This is a genomic window from Providencia sp. PROV269 (assembly GCF_028477785.1).
GTDB lineage: Bacteria > Pseudomonadota > Gammaproteobacteria > Enterobacterales > Enterobacteriaceae > Providencia > Providencia rettgeri.
The window spans coordinates 1-1,993 of the sequence record NZ_JAMPLV010000026.1 but is presented as its reverse complement, the minus strand read 5'-3'; the positions used below and the strand labels follow the sequence as shown (position 1 = coordinate 1,993).

The 1,993-nt window shown below is 52.4% G+C and carries 2 rRNA genes; both read right to left on the bottom strand.

The annotated features are described in order from the left end of the window. Positions 1-6 precede the first annotated feature (6 nt). Positions 7-122: ribosomal RNA gene (rrf, locus tag PR683_RS20250) — 5S ribosomal RNA — on the bottom strand. A 146-nt stretch (positions 123-268) separates the two neighbouring features. Further along, positions 269-1,993, bottom strand: a 23S ribosomal RNA gene (locus PR683_RS20245); the annotation flags it as partial.

Here is a 1,993-nt window from a genome sequence, read left to right as displayed (position 1 = left end):
TTGAATGTCTGGCAGTTCCCTACTCTCACATGGGGAGACCCCACACTACCATCGGCGCTACGGCGTTTCACTGCTGAGTTCGGCATGGGGTCAGGTGGGACCACCGCGCTATTGCCGCCAGACAAATTCTGTGTGTTCCCGTTTAATCTCACTTTCGTGCACTAAACCAGAACATCAATCTCGAACAAGCTGCTGTGTCCTTCACCTCTCGGCTTCTCACGCTCTCTTGAAAATCAACATAATCTCTCTAAAACACCTTCGGTGTTGTCAGGTTAAGCCTCACGGTTCATTAGTATTGGTTAGCTCAACGTATCGCTACGCTTACACACCCAACCTATCAACGTCTTAGTCTTAAACGTTCCTTTAGGACCCTTAAAGAGTCAGGGAAGACTCATCTCAAGGCAAGTTTCCCGCTTAGATGCTTTCAGCGGTTATCTCTTCCGCACTTAGCTACCGGGCAATGCCATTGGCATGACAACCCGAACACCAGTGGTGCGTCCACTCCGGTCCTCTCGTACTAGGAGCAGCCCCTTTCAATCTTCCAACGCCCACGGCAGATAGGGACCGAACTGTCTCACGACGTTCTAAACCCAGCTCGCGTACCACTTTAAACGGCGAACAGCCGTACCCTTGGGACCTACTTCAGCCCCAGGATGTGATGAGCCGACATCGAGGTGCCAAACACCGCCGTCGATATGAACTCTTGGGCGGTATCAGCCTGTTATCCCCGGAGTACCTTTTATCCGTTGAGCGATGGCCCTTCCATTCAGAACCACCGGATCACTAAGACCTACTTTCGTACCTGCTCGAGCCGTCACTCTCGCAGTCAAGCTGGCTTATGCCTTTGCACTAACCGCATGATGTCCGACCATGCTTAGCCAACCTTCGTGCTCCTCCGTTACTCTTTGGGAGGAGACCGCCCCAGTCAAACTACCCACCAGACACTGTCCGCACCCCGGATAACGGGGCTACGTTAGAACATCAAACATTAAAGGGTGGTATTTCAAGGTTGGCTCCATGCAGACTGGCGTCCACACTTCAAAGCCTCCCACCTATCCTACACATCAAGGCTCAATGTTCAGTGTCAAGCTATAGTAAAGGTTCACGGGGTCTTTCCGTCTTGCCGCGGGTACACTGCATCTTCACAGCGAGTTCAATTTCACTGAGTCTCGGGTGGAGACAGCCTGGCCATCATTACGCCATTCGTGCAGGTCGGAACTTACCCGACAAGGAATTTCGCTACCTTAGGACCGTTATAGTTACGGCCGCCGTTTACTGGGGCTTCGATCAAGAGCTTCTCCTTACGGATAACCCCATCAATTAACCTTCCAGCACCGGGCAGGCGTCACACCGTATACGTCCACTTTCGTGTTTGCACAGTGCTGTGTTTTTAATAAACAGTTGCAGCCAGCTGGTATCTGCGACTGGCTTCAGCTCCATCCGCGAGGGACTTCACCTAGCGCCAGCGTGCCTTCTCCCGAAGTTACGGCACCATTTTGCCTAGTTCCTTCACCCGAGTTCTCTCAAGCGCCTGAGTATTCTCTACCTGACCACCTGTGTCGGTTTGGGGTACGATTAATGATAATCTAGAGCTTAGAGGCTTTTCCTGGAAGCGGGGCATGAGCTACTTCATCACCGTAGTGACTCGTCGTCGGACCTCAGCATATAGTGAACCGGATTTGCCTAATTCACCTGCCTACATCCTTAAACCGGGACAACCGTCGCCCGGATAGCCTAGCCTTCTCCGTCCCCCCATCGCAATTATCACCAGTACGGGAATATTAACCCGTTTCCCATCGACTACGCATTTCTGCCTCGCCTTAGGGGTCGACTCACCCTGCCCCGATTAACGTTGGACAGGAACCCTTGGTCTTCCGGCGTGCGGGTTTTTCACCCGCATTATCGTTACTTATGTCAGCATTCGCACTTCTGATACCTCCAGCATACCTCGCAGTACACCTTCACAGGCTTACAGAACGCTCCCCTACCCAAC